Source organism: Saccharomonospora xinjiangensis XJ-54, assembly GCF_000258175.1.
In the GTDB taxonomy this organism is placed as follows: Bacteria; Actinomycetota; Actinomycetes; order Mycobacteriales; family Pseudonocardiaceae; genus Saccharomonospora; species Saccharomonospora xinjiangensis.
The window spans coordinates 194,283-210,865 of the sequence record NZ_JH636049.1 but is presented as its reverse complement, the minus strand read 5'-3'; the positions used below and the strand labels follow the sequence as shown (position 1 = coordinate 210,865).

The 16,583-nt window shown below is 67.4% G+C and carries 5 protein-coding genes (1 of these 5 only partly in view); 2 read left to right on the top strand and 3 right to left on the bottom strand.

Features of this window, described 5'->3' with window-relative positions:
- Nucleotides 1-451 precede the first annotated feature (451 nt).
- The 3 genes from SACXIDRAFT_RS00395 to SACXIDRAFT_RS00385 form a co-directional block, all read right to left on the bottom strand.
- Nucleotides 452-1,414 carry an ArsR/SmtB family transcription factor gene (locus tag SACXIDRAFT_RS00395; protein ID WP_006236461.1) on the bottom strand — a complete coding sequence of 321 codons (963 nt, stop codon included), beginning with the start codon at nucleotides 1,412-1,414 and terminating at the stop codon, nucleotides 452-454.
- 1,362 nt (nucleotides 1,415-2,776) lie between these two features.
- On the bottom strand, nucleotides 2,777-3,388 hold the full coding sequence (locus SACXIDRAFT_RS00390; protein WP_198284288.1) for a dTDP-4-dehydrorhamnose 3,5-epimerase family protein: 612 nt from the start codon (nucleotides 3,386-3,388) through the stop codon (nucleotides 2,777-2,779).
- Nucleotides 3,389-3,482: 94 nt separating this feature from the next.
- The gene (locus SACXIDRAFT_RS00385) at nucleotides 3,483-4,934 is read right to left on the bottom strand and encodes an NDP-hexose 2,3-dehydratase family protein (protein WP_006236457.1); all 1,452 of its coding nucleotides are present in this window, start codon (nucleotides 4,932-4,934) and stop codon (nucleotides 3,483-3,485) included.
- Between the two features lie 439 nt (nucleotides 4,935-5,373).
- On the opposite strand from SACXIDRAFT_RS00385, the gene SACXIDRAFT_RS00380 reads away from it, so the two are divergent.
- Together SACXIDRAFT_RS00380 and SACXIDRAFT_RS23425 are read left to right on the top strand one after the other, a co-directional pair.
- A complete protein-coding gene (locus tag SACXIDRAFT_RS00380; RefSeq protein WP_006236456.1) occupies nucleotides 5,374-6,771 on the top strand; it encodes a glycosyltransferase in 1,398 nt (465 codons plus the stop codon).
- A gap of 129 nt (nucleotides 6,772-6,900) precedes the next feature.
- A protein-coding gene (locus SACXIDRAFT_RS23425) for a type I polyketide synthase (RefSeq protein WP_006236455.1) crosses the window boundary here: on the top strand, nucleotides 6,901-16,583 show its 5' portion. It continues 6,559 nt past the right edge of the window; only the first 9,683 of its 16,242 coding nucleotides appear in the window; it begins with the start codon at nucleotides 6,901-6,903; the stop codon falls past the right edge of the window.

The following is a 16,583-nucleotide window of genomic DNA, read 5'->3' as shown; positions in this document are numbered from 1 at the left end:
GGGCATCATGGCCGGCATCCCGGCGAGGTGGCGACCATCGGCGTGAGCAGCACGGTGGTACCGGAAGCCACAGAGCAGGCGTTGTGGCGGGCAGGCAGCTGGTGATGTTACATAGTGCACCTAGACGATTCCAGACCGTGGCCCACATCCGCAGTGTTCGTGTTCATCCGGGGCGCAGCGGCCTGGACATGCCATGGTGCTACCGGTGACCTTCCTGACGACCGGCTGATGGCCGGGGCGCGGGGGATCGGGCACGCCACCAGGCGGTCACTGTGACAGCACGTGTCGGAAACTCACCCTGTGCTCGCCAAAGCGCGGCCTCCTCGGCATCTGGAGTTCACCGAGGCTGCCACCTCCCGTCCGCCGCTGCTGAAAGTACGTGGGCGCTCCTCCAACGCGGCGAGGCGCCCTTCTGTGCCGCGAGCCGAACAGACCACTGTGTTAGGGGTCCTCAGCTCGCTCTGATGAGATTCGTTCCGAGAGGAGTGATCTCGTGGTAGCGAGAGCGGCCGATTCGGCTACTCGACGCGAGGCCGGTTTCCCTGAGCACGGTGATGTGCTCGCTCGCCGAAGAGAGGGAGATGCCGGCCTTCCCTGCGAGTTCGCTGGTGTTGTACCTTCCCGTCATCAACGTCAGCAGTACACGCGCCCTGCTGGCGCCCAGCAGGGCCGATAAGGCTGCACCCGGCTCGGTGTGATTCACCAGTTCCGACCTGTGTCGCACTGAATACACCAGTACCGGTCGCCGAGCCGCGTCCCTGTACGCGGTGGGCATTCCATAGATGAAGTACGAGGGGATCAGCGTCAGCCCCCGCCCGTTCAATTCGACCTCTTGGTCCACGGGGAATCGCACATTGAGAACAGGATTCCGCCACTGTAATTCGGGATGCAGGGAAGAGAGGAGAAAATGAATGTTTCCTTCGTCGCGGATCCGATGGAGTCGGGAAATCTCTGAGCTGATGACGCGATTGACGGTGCGCCACTCGGGCTCGATATGGCGGTTGAAGTACGCAGAAAAGGCATCTCCAAGCTTGCGCATCGAGCGCTGATCGCCGTCGCCGAGTTGGCGCAGCCAGGGGGCAAGTGTGACGTTCGTGGACAATTCGTGAACGTCGCTGGCAACCTGGTCCGTGTCGGTGTCGAGTAGCTGGTCGATCAATTCATCGGGTGTCGCCGCCGAATTCTCGGGTGTCAAGAAGTCCGGGCAGTAACCATAGGTGGGTACTGCCGACATGAGCATTCGACCTGCATCTGATAGCACTGTGCGCGTTGAGTTCCTCCACGGGCCGTAGAAATGCTCTCCCTCAGGACGTCTTATTCGGTAAAGGCTGCCAAGGATCTCCCATTCGATCGCAGCGGAGTCGATAATGGTGATATTAGAGATATCGCTCTCGGTGAAATGTATCTTCAGCATAGGACCTCGCTTGGCAAGCCCGTCGTTTCGGTTTTCACGATCGGTGGGCATGGTGATGCGGTGACGGCTTCCGTGCTTTTCGTTCGGAAGTGCGCACCTTTGCACCGGTGCAAACCTAGGAAGTGAGCGGTGGCTCGGAGGCTGCGTGCAGTGGATAGCTGAGCGCCTCTGCCTGGTTCACAAACGAAGGTCCTTCGACAGCGCAGGAGCAGGTGTCGAGCAGCATGCGCGCCGATGGGGCGCGGACGGTGCCACCCAAGCGGCGAGTGCCGCGGCGCCAACCGGCTCCCGTCGTCACATCAGCACACCCAGCCATCGACGGCGTCCCTCTGAGCGATGCGATCCCAGTGATCAGACAGCCAGTGATCACAGTGGGCACCAGATCTTCAGCGTGTCTGTGGGGGCGTCGACGTGGCTTGGTCGTCCTCCCTCGCATAACTCCTCCGAGTGCCTCGGCTTCCGTTCACCTAGATCAACGGGCGCTGGCACTCGAGAGGTTCCCGGCGTCCCATAGAGGAAACGCAGACTTTCAGTCAGTGAACAGGCACCGTGTGTGAGGTCGCCGTGCCCGCCTGGGATGTTCGGGCGGCGGTCACCTCAGTGGCCTGTTGTGCAACGACCTTGACCCCGTATCTGTTGTCAGGTGCAGGTTCTCTCGCCCCAGCGAACGGTTGTCGGGGAGCTATCTGGACATCAGCGAGGTGCGCGTTGTGCAGCCGGGCCTGTCGGCCGAGGCAGGGCTGAATCCGCAACGGCCGGCGTGGTGTCCGTGTGCTGGCTTCGGCGGCGGTCGATAACCCGGGTCGGGGGCTCTGATGTTCGGGGGAGGGGGAGATGCCCGTGCTCGACACCCGGTTCGGGCATCGCGGTGTTGGCTGGTGGCTCGTGAAGGTCTTATACCGAGCGGCTGTCGATGCTCACTGCGTTGACCGGCACCATGAAAAGGGCGAAGGCGCGCCAGGAAGGCCGCTGAGATCGCCGGTCCGCTGGCGAGCACGGAGGGAACGCCGGTGGCGCAGAGGGACCTCACCACAACCGTGACGGCACGCGGTTCGACTGTCCTTCGTGAAGGCTGCCTCGGCATCTCACGAACAGCCTCATGTATCCCGGCACTGCGGCACAGGATTTGGAGCCAACTATGCGTTGGGTGGTTGATCGGTGCTCTCCGGGTCGCAGGCCGGCCCGCCGATGCGGCGTGGCCCCCACACTCCCGGCCAGATCCGGGCTCCCGGGAACGAGTTCATGCTGTGGTGAACACCGGTTGGTTGCCGAGCTCCACCGGCTGTGTTCGCAGTCGATTTCCGGTGTGCTCGGTGGCCCTCCGGTCGGCTGAGCACAGGTCGTATGACGACATCGGGGTCGTCATCGTGGCTCGGAAACCGGTGAATACAGTGCGATACAGTCCTCGTAACGGGGCAGCAGACCGCGTGCCTCGGCCTCCGCGAGGGTGGGGGCGGCGGCGTCCTTGGCCGATCTGATCGGCGGTTCGGTGAGATTCCAGGGCAGCGCCAGTGCGGGGTCCAGTGCATCCACATCGATCATGGTTCCGGGTACGTACACCTCGGAACACAGATAGTTCATGCAGGTGTCGTCGGTCAGTGCCAGAAATCCGTGGCCGAGTCCTTCCGCCAGATAGACGGCCACTCCAGAATCCGCATCCTGATAAGTGACGGCATGATGGCCGAACGTCGGCGATCCGACCCGCAGATCGACGGCGATGTCCAACACCGCGCCACGCACACAACTGACGAGTTTTGCCTGACCGGGCGGAAGGGTGGTTCCGTGAATGCCGCGAAGCGTGTTCTTCGCCGAGACCGAGAAATTCACCTGTGCCACCGAGAACGGCGCTCCGACGGCCTCGCTCAGGATCTCCGTGCGCACGGCCTCGTAGAAGTACCCTCGGTTGTCATAAAGCTTCTCCGGGGTGATCTGAAAAGCGCCGGGAATCTGCGTTGGAGAAATCTTCATGATCATCCTGTCTGAAATAGAGGTGTACTGGGCTCCATCGGGCGGATTGGCGACCCTGGCCAGGAGCTGGGACGGCGACCCGCTGCGGCCGACGGCGGACTCACCAGATGCTCTGGGTGCACGCCAGCAGGCTGCGCAACTCGACGTTGAGGTAGTTGCTGTGGGCCAGCAGACTCGTCAGCTGATACACCGTGACCCAGCAGTATTCCTCCGGCACGTCCAACGGGAAGTCCTCGCCCGCCTCAATCACCAGATAGCGATTGACCGCGTGCAGGAACCGGCCGCCCTCCTCCGACTGCATCACGTCGTAGCGGATCGTATGGGGCTCGGCCTCCTCGACGTAGTCCAGGAAGTGCGGGCGGTGCTCCGGCGGGACGTCCCGATAGTTGGCGGGTTGACAATGCACAGTGGGCGCGATCTCCGCACCGTTGAGCGAACCCGCATCGGCCCTGGCCTGGACCAGTATGTGCAGGGTCCCATCGACGGTCCTGGCGATCAGGGCCAGCAGGCCGGTCTCCCGCGGGGCGACCAGCGGCTGTCGCCACGAAGCGATCTCCCGGCTGCCTGCCTGGACGTCGACCGCGACGACCTCGAAGTACCGGCCGGACTCGTGGCTGATCGCTGTCGCCGACCGTTGCCAACCGCCGTGCCGCACCTCCGTCAACGGGATGCGCTCGGCGATCAACTCTCGGCGGGCTCGGAGCTCCGTCAGCCAGCTCAGCACCTCACTGATCGAGTGCCGTGCCCCGCCTTCACCCTGGGCGGATCGCAGGACCGACAGTGGGAACTCGCCGGAGGCTGCTGATTTCCCCTGGGCCGAGTGGCTGCCTGCCGAAACAGCCACCGGGATGCAGGAGAGCACAGTCCTGGCGTCCATGTTCACCAGGTGCTCGATTCGCAGCAGACCACGGATCTGCCCCAGCGTCAGCCAGCAGAAGTCCTTCTCGACCATGACGTCTTCGTCGGTCTCGACCACCATGTTGCGGTTCCTTTTGTGCAGGAACCATGCGCCCTGTTCGGACTGCAGTGCGTCGACCAGCACGCGACTGTGCCTGCCAGGGGCGAAGTGCTCCAGGTAGCGGATCTCGGCGCCCTTGTGTACGCCCATGTAGTTGCTGCGGGTGGCCTGAACGGTCGGCGAGAGCTGCACCGTGTTCACATTGCCCGGCTCCATCTTCGCCTGCATCAGAAAATGCAGGATGCCGTCGAATTTCTTCGCGAGGATACCGAGCACGCCGATCTCGGGCTGCACGATGATCGGCTGCCGCCAGTGTGAGATCCAGGTTCGATCCGTACGGACGTCGAGCCCGCCGATGGTGAAGAAACGGCCGGACTCGTGGCCGAGATTACCGGTGGTCGGATCGAATCTCCAGCCGGTCAGTTCGGCGAACGGCACGCGAGATACCTGGAAGGGGTGAGCGTCGGCGCGTGAGGCGAACCACGCCGCGAAATCAGCCGTCGGCGTGAGCGGGCTATCGTCGAGCAGTGCGGACAGCATGAAATCTTGCAGTACGCTCGAATCTTGGAAGATGAGTTGTTGCTGCGCTGTCATGCACACCTCGACAGGTCGATATCGAAACGTCAGTATTCTTATCGTTCAGCTGTAGGTGTGGAATGCATGATGCGTCGGTCCACGCGGAGTCCACTCCGATTTTCAAGGGCTCAGCAGGCGAGGGAACTTCTTTATTTGATCCCGCTGGTCGAGACATTAGTAATCCTAACGCCCCTATACTCAACCCCTAGAATCCCCTATCTGGCGGCAGGTGGGGTATCTCCATGGAATGTCAAGGCGTTTTCGCGCCCTCGGCCGCCGGCTTCGCGACGCCCGTTCTCCTGGTGAATTGTAGGGGCAGGTGCGGGAATTCTGGGGTTGTCGGAGTCGCTCCGGCGGTTTTAAGGTCCGATATCGGAGACCGGCGGAAATAGGCCGACCTCGGGTCGTGGCGGCGAGTGCCGGACCGCATTCTCGGTGCCCGATTCGAGGAACACGAATGAGGCGATCGGATGTGAACGTGTCGGACGATGCGGCGATACTCTTCCTCAGCGCGGGCAACGCAGGCCTGATCAGCCCGCTGTACGCGCTGGCGGGTGAACTGCTGCGGCGTGGCGTGCGCCCCGTGTGGTTCGCGTCCAGCGATGAACGCGCGGAGGGAATTCGCGAACTATCCGGTGTGACGCCGATCAACTTCTACTCGCTCGGCCCCTATCGGCCCGAGTTCGACCCGGCCAACTGGAGCGACGCGGTCTATCACCAGGTCAACCGCACGTCCCGGCTGCGTGGTTTCGCGGCGTTCATGGAGCAGGTCATGGACTCCGAGTACGCCGAGGAACGATACCGGCGTGCGCTGGCGGCGATCGACCACGTCCGCCCGGGGCTGATCGTCGTCGACCTGAACAGTCCGTGGGCGATCGACGCCGCGCAAACCCGGGGCGTCCCGTACGTGGTCAACGTCGCTACGCCGATCAGCTACGCCTTCTCCGAACGGCTGCCGATGAGCTTCCCCGGCCCCCTCTCGGGGCTGCCCCGCAGCATGACCGGCAGGCAGCGGGTGACCAACGTCGCCTTCAAGATCCTCCGGCTGGGTGCGTTGCTTGCCTCGCGGAAGGCGCTGGACAACATGAGGTTCTACCGGCGCAGGCATGCCCAGGGCCTGAAGAACCCGGGGTCGCTGCTCTCTCGCTATTGTGACGAGGCGGAGGTCGTGCTGGGTAACTCCGTCTTCGGCATCGAGTACCCCTTCTCGACGGCTCCGGCCGACGTCCGGATGGTCGGGACCCTGGTGCCGGAGACCCGGGAACGGCCGGAGCGGCATCGTGAGCTTTTCGAATGGCTCGACGCCCGCCCCTCGACCATCTACATCGGTCTCGGGTCGATGATGCGCCTCTCCGAGCAGCAGAGCGCCGCGCTCGTGGCGGCGATCTCTCGACTCGCGCAGCGGCATCACGTCGTCTGGAGTCTGGCCGCCGCGCAACAGCGCCTGCTGCCTCGCGAGCTGCCCCCGAACCTGCGCATCGAGACATGGGTGCCGCAGACCGAGGTCGTGGCCCATCCACACGTGCGGCTGTTCATTACCCACGGAGGCAACGGCGCACATCACGGGCTGTACTTCGGCAAGCCGCTGCTGGTGCTGCCGCATTCCTGGGAGACCAGAGACCTGGCCGTCCGGCTCATGGACGGTGGTGCGGCTCTGATGGTCGACGACGTCTACTCGCTGACCGCCGAGGAGATCGTCACCAAGGTCCACCGGCTGTTGACCGAGAAGTCTTTTACCGAACGGGCGGACCACTGGCGCCGTCGCCTCGTCGAGGCGGGCGGCGTCCGTGTGGCGGCGGACCTCGTCCTGGCCCATCGGCCGACGAGTCGAGCGGACGACACATCGACGGCGTGATCGATCGGCGGGTTCGCACCCCGCCCGCTCGATGAAGTGCGCCCATGACAGGTACCACCTCAGGAACGACGTGGCTTGGCGAGACCGGGTTCTCTCCGAGATCGCGGCTCTGCGCAGAGGAGAGATCAGATGGCGGACGAGGCCAGGCTCGTCGAGTACCTCAAGAAGATCACCGCCGAGCTCCGACAGGCCCATCGCCGACTGCGCGTCCTGGAGTCTGAGGAGACCGAGCCGGTGGCCGTGGTGGGCATGGCTTGCCGCTACCCCGGCGGCGTGGCCTCGCCGGAAGATCTGTGGCGTCTGGTCGCCGAGGGCCGTGACGCGATCTCGCCGTTTCCGGACGATCGGGGCTGGGATCTGGAGAATCTCGTCGATCCGGACCCAGATCACTCTGGCACGTCGTATGCCGACGAGGGTGGGTTTCTGCATGACGTGGCGGAGTTCGATGCTGGTTTGTTCGGGATCTCGCCGCGTGAGGCGGTGGCGATGGATCCGCAGCAGCGACTGCTGCTGGAGGCGTCGTGGGAGGCCTTCGAGCGGGCGGGTATCGACCCGTTGTCGTTGAAGGGCAGCCGTACTGGGGTGTTCGCCGGGGTCATGTACCACGACTACGCCTCCCGGCTGGCGGTCGTCCCGGCCGAGGCGGAAGGCTATCTCAGCGCGGGTGCGGCGGGCAGCGTCGTCTCCGGGCGCATCGCGTACTCGTTGGGACTGGAGGGTCCCGCCGTCACCCTCGACACGGCCTGCTCATCGTCGCTGGTCGCCCTGCACCTGGCCGCGCAGTCACTGCGCGAGGACGAGTGCTCCCTCGCACTGGCGGGCGGGGTGACGGTGATGGCCTCGCCGGGGACGTTCGTGGAGTTCTCGCGGCAGCGTGGTCTGGCTGCGGATGGTCGGTGTAAGTCGTTCTCGGATGCGGCGGATGGCACGGGCTGGGGTGAGGGTGTCGGGCTGCTGGTGTTGGAGCGGTTGTCGGATGCGGTGCGGAATGGTCGTCGGGTTCTGGCGGTGGTCAAGGGTTCGGCGGTGAATCAGGATGGTGCGTCGAATGGGTTGACGGCGCCGAATGGTCCGTCGCAGCAGCGGGTGATCCGTCAGGCTTTGGCGAATGCGCGTTTGTCCACTGGGGATGTGGATGTGGTGGAGGCGCATGGTACGGGGACTCGGCTTGGTGATCCGATTGAGGCGCAGGCTCTGTTGGCGACCTACGGGCAGGACCGTGCCGAGGGTATGCCGTTGTGGCTGGGTTCGGTGAAGTCGAACATCGCTCATACGCAGGCTGCTGCGGGTGTGGCTGGTGTGATCAAGATGGTCATGGCGATGTGGCATGGGGTGTTGCCGCGGACGTTGCATGTGGGTGAGCCCACGTCGCAGGTGGATTGGTCGTCGGGTGCGGTGGAGTTGCTGACCGAGTCTCGGCCGTGGCCCGAGGTGGACCGTCCCCGCAGGGCCGCGGTGTCCTCCTTCGGGATCAGCGGCACCAACGCCCACGTCATCCTCGAACAGCCCCCGGCCCACGACGGCGCCCACCACGGCGCCCCGGTCACTGACGATGAGCAGCCGCTGGTCCTCGACGAGCCGAAGGAGGCGGGCGACGGCGAGACGATTGACTCGTCGTCCGGCCCCGACACGGCCGGACCGCTCCCGTGGGTGCTGTCCGGTCGTTCCGCTGCGGCCTTGCGTGATCAGGCTCAGCGGTTGGCCGCGCACGTGACCGCCCGTCCGGGCCTTGCGCTGGCCGATGTTGCTTGTTCGCTCGTCAGGGCGCGGGCGGCGTTGGAGCATCGTGCGGTGGTGCTCGGCTCTGATCGAGCTGAACTTCTCGCCGGTCTTGCTGTGGTGGCCGAGGGTCGTGGCGCGCCGGGTGTGGTGTCGGGTGTGGTGCGGCAGGCGGGCCGGGTTGGGTTGGTGTTTTCGGGGCAGGGTTCGCAGTACGCGGGGATGGGTCGGGAGTTGTATGGGGCGTTTCCGGTGTTCGCCGCCGCCTTTGATGAGGTGTGTGCGGAACTGGACCCGTTGTTGGGGTTCTCCCTGCGGGAGGCCGTGTTCGCCACCGAGCCCGCGCAGCCTCCCGGTGCCCGGACGATCGACGACACCGGGCTCGCCCAGCCTGCTTTGTTTGCGGTGGAGGTGGCCCTTGTCCGTCTGTTGGAGTCCTTCGGGATCACCCCGGCCGTCGTTGCGGGCCACTCGTTGGGCGAGCTCACTGCCGCCTACGTGGCGGGGTTGTGGTCGTTGCCGCAGGCCTGCCGCGTGGTGGCGGCACGGGCGAGGCTGATGCAGCAGTTGCCCGAGGGCGGCGCGATGGCCTCCGTTGCGGCCACCGAAGAAGAGATCGTGCATTCTCTGGCCGAACTCGCGTTGCGGCATTCCGTTGGTTCGGTGGACATCGCGGCGGTGAATGGTCCACTCGCGACGGTGATTTCCGGTGAGGCCGCCGAGGTTTCCGAGGTCGTCGGCTGGTGGGGGGATCGGGGTCGTCGGGTGCGGCGCCTTCAGGTCAGCCACGCCTTTCACTCGTCACTGCTGGACCCGATGCTCGAGGACTACGGTCGCGAGCTGGAGACCGTGGTGGCTGACGTTCCGGCGGTCCCGCTGGTCTCGACGGTGACCGGTACGGTGCTCGACCCCGTGACGGCGGCCGACCCCGGATACTGGGTGCGGCAGGTGCGCGAGCCCGTGCGTTACGCCGACGCGGTCCGCACGCTGCGCGAGCTGGACGTCACCACGGTGATCGAGGTCGGACCTGGCACCACCCTCACCAGTTTGGCCGAGACCGTCCTCGATGCCGACCCGATGCCCGGCAGCCCGAGCGAGGAAGCCGCCGACAAGGCGACGTCGCCGTCCGGCGGGGCCGAGCCCCCGGCGCCGATGCGGTGCCTGCCGTCGCTGCGTCCCGACGCGGAGTGCGCGAGCGTTCTGACGGCGGTCGCGTCTCTTCAGGTCACGGGAACCCCGGTCGACTTCTCGTCGATCCTGCCGACGACCGCCCGACCCGTCGAACTCCCGACCTATGCCTTCCAACGCGAGCGGTACTGGCTCGAGTCGGGGGAGTCGCTCGGTGATCTCTCGACAATCGGCCTCGCGCCACTCGATCACCCCATGTTCCAGGCATGCCTGGTGCTCGCGAACACCGAGGGCGATCTGCTCACGGGCAGGCTTTCGCTGGCCGCGTTCCCCTGGCTGGCCGATCACACCGTCCTGGGTGCCGTCCTGCTGCCGGGGACCGCCTTCGTCGAACTCGCCACCTGGTGCGGCGAACAACTCGACTGCCCCGTACTCGCCGAACTCACGCTGGAAGCGCCGCTGGTCCTGCCCGACACCGGATCCGTCCAGTTCCAATGCGTGGTCGATGCCCCGGACGAGACCGGCGACCGCGGCTTCAGTGTCCACTCCCGTCGAGACGACGAGGAGCACTGGACCCGCCACGCCGCCGGACTGCTCACCACCCGATCCGTCGCACAGGTGGACCTGCCGATCTGGCCGCCCTCGGACGCCGACCCGCTCGACGTCGACGACCTCTACGAGCACTTCGCGGGGGGCGGCTTCGACTACGGACCGTCCTTCCAGGGCCTACGCCGGGCCTGGCGTCGAGGCGAGCAGCTGTTCACCGAGGTATCGCTGCCCGCCGAGCAGCACGCCGAGGCAGGTCGGTTCGGCCTGCATCCCGCGCTGTTCGATGCCGCACTGCACGGCCTCGGCCTGCTCGATTCCGCTCGGGACTCCGGCGGCCTGCCCTTCTCCTTCACCGGGGTGACCGTCCACGCGGCGGGCGCCACGAATCTCCGCGTGATGCTCACACCGACCGGCCTCGACGAGGCGGCCCTGCTTGCCGTCGACGAGACGGGCAAGCCGGTCATCTCGGTCGACTCCCTCGTTCTGCGCGCCGTGTCGGCCGATCAGCTCGCTGAGAACAGGCCCGCATCCGCCGATTCGCTCTTTCACGTCGACTGGATCTCCGTTCCGCTGCCCCCGGCGGCGCCGGAAGCGCAGTTCGTCGCGCACCTCGACCTCGCCGACGTCCCCGACCCGGCCGTGCAGCCGGAGCAGGGCACCGACGACTTGGTCGCGCTGGTCGCACCTCCTGGGTCCGCCAGCGACCACGACGTCGTGATCGTCGTGCGATGCGGACGGAGTCCATTGGGGACAGACGACGTCGTCGCTGCCACCGGAGCGGCCACTCGCCGCACGTTGTGGCTGCTCCAGAGGTGGTCGGCAGACGATCGCCTCGCCGAGGCGCGACTGGTGTTCGTGACCAGCGGCGCCGTGGCGGTCGACGGCGCGCCCGTCCCGTTCGACCTGGCGGGCGCCGCGGTGCATGGCCTCGTCCGCGCCGCCCAGTCCGAACATCCCGGCCGCATCGTGTTGCTGGACACCGACGACCACCCCGACTCGATGCGGATGCTCACCACCGCACTGGCGCTCGACGAGCCGCAGGCCGCACTGCGGGCGGGTAGCGCTGTGGCCCCCCGATTGGTCAGGACCCCCCGGTCGGCGGCGGTGACGGCGTCCGGCACCGCCGCCGGGAAATCCGACGGCGCGCAGCTCACCGGCACCGTGCTGATCACCGGTGCCTCGGGCGCGCTAGGACGGGCACTGGCCCGTCACCTCGTGGTGGACCACGGCGTCCGTCACCTGCTGCTGGCCGGCAGGCGGGGGGCCGAGGCACCGGGAATGACTGAGTTCGTCGCCGAACTGACCGCGATGAACGCGGACGTCCGGGCCGTCGCCTGTGACGTGGCGGACCCCGACGCGCTCGCTGGACTGCTGGCGGGAGTCCCTGCCGAGCACCCGCTGACCAGCGTCGTCCACGCGGCGGGCGTGGTGGACGACGGGATGCTCTCGACCTTGACACCGTCCCGACTCGACGCCGTCCTGCGCCCCAAGGTGGCGGGCGCGTGGAACCTGCACGAGCAGACGAAGGACCTGCCCTCGGTCTCGTCGTTCGTCCTGTTCTCCTCGGCTTCGGGCCTGCTCGGCGGCGCAGGGCAGGCGAACTACGCCGCTGCCAACGCATTCCTGGACGGACTCGCCGAGCACCGGCGAGCGCTCGGGTTGCCGGGCACCTCCCTCGCGTGGGGGCTGTGGGATGCCGACACGGGAATGGGCGGGGCCCTCGAACGGACGCAGGTCCAGCGGATCAGTCGCTCTGGCATCGTCGCGTTGTCCGTCGAGCAGGGTCTCGCGCTGTTCGACCAGACCTGGGACTCCGACCACCCGGTGCCCGCGCCGGTCCGGCTTGACCTGTCACGACTGCGAGAAGCCGCGGCCTCGGGCATGCTGCCGCCATTGCTGCGCGACCTCGTGCGTACACCGCGGCGCAGGGCGGCCTCAGGCACCAGGGGCGACGTCGCGGAGGTACATGAACTGCTGGCCGGGCGTTCCGAGGCCGAGCAGCACAACATCCTGTTGGACCTCGTGTGCTCCACCACCGCCGCCGTCCTCGGACACTCCTCCGCCTCGGCCGTCGAGCCGACCCGGCCCTTCCGTGACCTCGGCTTCGACTCGCTCACCGCCGTGGAACTGCGCAACGCCCTTGCCGCAGGGGTGGGACGTCGACTGCCCGCGACCCTGGTCTTCGACTTCCCCACTCCGCTGGATCTGGTGCGGCACCTGCGAGTTGCGCTCGCAGGTGCCGATGCCGCGGCGCCTCGACCGGCCGTCGCCACTACCGCGTTCGACGAGCCGGTGGCCGTGGTGGGCATGGCCTGCCGCTACCCCGGCGGCGTGGCCTCGCCGGAAGATTTGTGGCGTCTGGTCGCCGAGGGCCGTGACGGAGTGTCCGGCTTCCCGACCGATCGGGGCTGGGACCTGGACGGTCTCTTCGACGGTGATCCGGACCGCGTGGGCACGTCGTATGCCGACGAGGGTGGGTTTCTGCATGACGTGGCGGAGTTCGATGCTGGTTTGTTCGGGATCTCGCCGCGTGAGGCGGTGGCGATGGATCCGCAGCAGCGACTGCTGCTGGAGGCGTCGTGGGAGGCCTTCGAGCGGGCGGGTATCGACCCGTTGTCGTTGAAGGGCAGCCGTACTGGGGTGTTCGCCGGGGTCATGTACCACGACTACGCCTCCCGGCTCGGTGTGGTCCCCGACGACGTCGAGGGATACCTCGGCACCGGCACCGCGGGCAGCGTCGTCTCCGGCCGGATCTCCTATGTCTTCGGCCTTGAGGGTCCTGCGGTGACGGTGGACACCGCGTGCTCCTCCTCCCTGGTCGCCCTGCACCAGGCGGCGAGATCGCTGCGCGACGGCGAGTGCTCGATGGCCCTGGCGGGCGGGGTGACGGTGATGGCCTCGCCGGGGACGTTCGTGGAGTTCTCGCGGCAGCGTGGTCTGGCTGCGGATGGTCGGTGTAAGTCGTTCTCGGATGCGGCGGATGGCACGGGCTGGGGTGAGGGTGTCGGGCTGCTGGTGTTGGAGCGGTTGTCGGATGCGGTGCGGAATGGTCGTCGGGTTCTGGCGGTGGTCAAGGGTTCGGCGGTGAATCAGGATGGTGCGTCGAATGGGTTGACGGCGCCGAATGGTCCGTCGCAGCAGCGGGTGATCCGTCAGGCTTTGGCGAACGCGCGTTTGTCCACTGGGGATGTGGATGTCGTGGAGGCGCATGGTACGGGGACTCGGCTTGGTGATCCGATTGAGGCGCAGGCTCTGTTGGCGACCTACGGGCAGGACCGTGCCGAGGGGATGCCGTTGTGGCTGGGTTCGGTGAAGTCCAACATCGCTCATACGCAGGCTGCTGCGGGTGTGGCTGGTGTGATCAAGATGGTCATGGCGATGTGGCATGGGGTGTTGCCGCGGACCCTGCATGTGGGTGAGCCCACGTCGCAGGTGGATTGGTCGTCGGGTGCGGTGGAGTTGCTGACCGAGTCGCGGCCGTGGCCCGAGGTGGACCGTCCCCGCAGGGCCGCGGTGTCCTCCTTCGGCTTCAGCGGCACCAATGCCCACCTCATTCTCGAACAAGCCCCGGCCGACCAGGTCGGTGCGACGCCGACGGAATCAGTCCCCTTCGGTGCCGCCGTCGAGGGGCCGCCGGTGACCGTACCGGTGCCCTGGGTCCTGTCTGGACACAGCGAGGCGGCGCTGCGCGGCCAGGCCGCGCGTCTCGCAGACCACCTGGCGGCGCGGTCGGCCGTATCGCCCCGGCACCTCGCCCACACACTGACCAGTTCCCGCACGCTGTTGGAGCATCGTGCTGTGGTGTTGGGGGTGGGTGCGGCTGAGTTGGTTGCGGGTGTGGGTGCGGTGGCCGAGGGTCGTGGCGCTCCTGGTGTGGTGTCGGGTGTGGTGCGGCAGGCGGGCCGGGTTGGGTTGGTGTTTTCGGGGCAGGGCTCCCAATACGCGGGGATGGGTCGGGAGTTGTATGGGGCGTTTCCGGTGTTTGCGGAGGCGTTTGATGAGGTGTGTGCGGAGTTGGATCCGTTGTTGGGGTTCTCTTTGCGTGATGCTGTGTTCACCGATGCCGATGCCGATGCCGATGCCGACACCGGCGGGGATGCCGATGCCGATTCCAACGCCAACGCCAACGCCAACGCCGACTCCGACGCCAACGCCGATTCCGACGCCGACGCGGATGCGGATGCGGATGGTGGTGTGGATGGCGCTGCGGGTGGGGTGATCGGTGCTGGGCCGGGTTTTGTTGCCGGGCAACCGTCTGCTGGTTCGATCGACGATACGGGGGTGGCGCAGCCTGCTTTGTTCGCGGTGGAGGTGGCCCTTGTCCGTCTGTTGGAGTCCTTCGGGATCACCCCGGCCGTCGTTGCGGGCCACTCGTTGGGCGAGCTCACTGCCGCCTACGTGGCGGGGTTGTGGTCGTTGCCGCAGGCCTGCCGCGTGGTGGCGGCACGGGCGAGGTTGATGCAGGCGTTGCCTGGGGGTGGGGCGATGGCCTCGATCGCGGCCACCGAAGAAGAGGTGCGGACGAGTATCGGCGAATCGGACGTTCCGGGGGGTGCGTCGGGAGTGGACGTCGCGGCGGTCAACGGACCGAACGCGACGGTCGTGTCAGGAGACGCGGGCGCTGTGGGCCGGGTGATGGAGTTCTGGCGGGCCCGGGGTCGTCGGGTCCGCGCGCTCTCGGTGTCGCATGCGTTTCATTCCGCGCTGATGGACCCCATGCTCGACGACTATGGCCAGGTTCTCGCCCGGGTCCAGTTCGGCTCGCCGAGGTTGCCGGTGGTGTCCACCGTGACGGGTGGCGTGCTCGTGCCCGCCGTCCTGACCGATCCGGGGTATTGGGTGCGGCAGGTGCGGGAACCGGTGCGGTTCGCCGACGCTGCGGGCGCGCTGCGCGACCTCGGTGTGACCACCGTGATCGAGGTCGGACCCGGCGCGGTGCTCACGACCTTCGCCCACGACGTCCTCGACGATGTGGAGCACCCGCGACGCGATCCCCGGCGGATCGCCGGACAGGAGGCGGACGCCCCTGCGGCGTCCGGCACATCGACCGCGACAGCGCCGACCCCGGTGACAGCTGTGGCGCTGCTGCGACGGGGCAGCGACGAGGCGGAGTCGCTGATGGCGGGCCTCGCGGCTGTCCACGTCGGCGGCGTCCCGGTCGACTGGTCGTCGATCGTGTCGATGCCGCCGGCCCCGCCGCTGGAGCTCCCGACCTATGCCTTCCAGCGAGAGCGATTCTGGCTCGACGCCGGCCGGACCCGGTCGGATGCGAGCGGACTGGGCCTGACCACCGCCGACCATCCGGTCCTCGGCGCCAGAGTGGATCTGCCCTCCGACGGCGGCGTCGTGCTCACCGGGTTGCTCTCTGCCTCGGTGCTGCCGTGGTCGGCTGAACACCGCGTGGGGGAGAACCTCGTCTTGCCCGGGACCAGCCTGGTGGACTGGGTGCTGCACGCGGCAGCGGATCTCGGCCCGATGGTGATCGATGAACTGACCCTGCACGCCCCGGTGATCCTCCCTCGGACCGGCGCGCTGAGCATCCGCGTCCAACTGCACGCGACCCGCGACGACGCCGAAAAGGACTCGGGCGAGAGCCGGCGGGCGGTGACCGTCCACACCCGGCCTTCGGACGAGTCGAACGCCGCGTGGACCGTCCACGCCACCGGCTGGCTGACCACTGAGCCGACCGCCCCGCGCGAGCACGACGCACCGGATCTCGCGGCCTGGCCCCCCGCCGACGGCACCGTGCTGCCCGTCGACGAGCTGTACGACTCCTTCGCCGCCGCGGGACTGTCCTACGGGCCCTCGTTCCGGGGGCTGCGCCGTGCATGGCGGGGACCCGGCACGGTGTTCGGCGAGATCGAGCTGCCCGCGCCCGTCCGCGCCGAGGCAGCCTCTCACGCCCTGCACCCGTTGCTGATGGACGCCGCGCTGCACGTGCTGGGCCTGCCCGAGGCCGCCGCGCTGGTGGCCGCCACCGCGGGCATGTCCACGGACACCGAGCCGGGTGCGGGGGTGTGGCTGCCGTTCTCCTGGACCGGAGTACGCGTCCACGCCGTCGGGGCTGCCGCCGTCCGAGTCGCCATCACCGCCGCAGGAACCGACGCCGTGTCGCTGACCATGGTTGACCCCGGCGGCGCCCCGGTGCTCACCGTGGATCGACTCGTCCTCCGTCCGGTCGAGCCCAACGCCTTCGCCGCGGTACCTGCCGCGGGCCCCGACGCGCTCTACGGTCTGGAGTGGACGCCCCTGCCCCTGCCGCGAACCGGCCCGCCCGCGGTGGCCGAACGCTGGGTACTGGTAGGCGCCGCCGGGCCGGCCTCGCCCGGCGTGCTCGCCGACCTGCCCGGCATCGAACCCGCCTTCGCCTCGACCGTGGCCGAGGCGGACAACGGCGGAGTCCCCGACGTCGTCGT

Coding starts and splice junctions, on each gene's coding strand:
- SACXIDRAFT_RS00395 (WP_006236461.1), bottom strand. CDS start 1,414: ATGCTGAAGATACATTTCACCGAGAGCGATATCTCTAATATCACCATT.
- SACXIDRAFT_RS00390 (WP_198284288.1), bottom strand. CDS start 3,388: ATGATCATGAAGATTTCTCCAACGCAGATTCCCGGCGCTTTTCAGATC.
- SACXIDRAFT_RS00385 (WP_006236457.1), bottom strand. CDS start 4,934: ATGACAGCGCAGCAACAACTCATCTTCCAAGATTCGAGCGTACTGCAA.
- SACXIDRAFT_RS00380 (WP_006236456.1), top strand. CDS start 5,374: ATGAGGCGATCGGATGTGAACGTGTCGGACGATGCGGCGATACTCTTC.